Origin of the sequence: Campylobacter aviculae, from assembly GCF_005406215.1 — a bacterium.
Lineage (GTDB): Bacteria > Campylobacterota > Campylobacteria > Campylobacterales > Campylobacteraceae > Campylobacter_D > Campylobacter_D aviculae.
Window position 1 is genome coordinate 1 of sequence record NZ_NXMA01000050.1, and the last position, 630, is coordinate 630.

At 30.0% G+C, this 630-nt stretch carries 1 protein-coding gene; it reads left to right on the forward strand.

The window, feature by feature from the left end; all coding sequences use genetic code 11:
* Window positions 1-100 precede the first annotated feature (100 nt).
* On the forward strand, window positions 101-630 hold a 530-nt coding region (locus tag CQA76_RS08935), incomplete at its 3' end, for a hypothetical protein (protein ID WP_137623021.1).

Sequence of the window (630 nt, forward strand, 5' to 3'; positions counted from 1 at the left end):
CACAAAAAGACAAATCTACAAATGATTTTAAAACAAAATTGGAAGAATTTAACGCCAAAAAAACAAATGTGGTTAAACCTATAAATAAGGAGTTCAAAAGATGAGTGATAAAGAATTAGAAATTTTTGAACTTTGTGAAAGATTATCAGAGCTTTTAGGAGATAAAGAAGCAATTGCTGATTTGAAAAAATTATATATAAATCACCCTGAAATGTTTAAGGATATGCAAGATGTTTCAAACACAATTAAAGAAGTAGTGAAAGAACCTGAGCTGATTATTAAAAATCCTAGACCTAAAAATGAAAAAGACTTTATAGCAGTTAAGCATTTACAAAATACAAAGCAAAAAATCGGCGATATTGGAATCAGAAATGATAAAGGCACCAATGTAATTTTTCATGCAAATAAATCATCAAATAGAAACTTTAAAAGATTTGTCAAAAAAAATGTAGTAGTTACTGGTGAAGCCGTCCACTCCCTTCACACCTCGAGACCTGCCGAGCTGGGCGGTAATAATCAAACATTATCTGGTGCAAATGCACATTCAGCAACTACTGAAAAAATTATAGCACAAAAAGACAAATCTACAAATGATTTTAAAACAAAATTGGAAGAATTTAACGCCAAAAA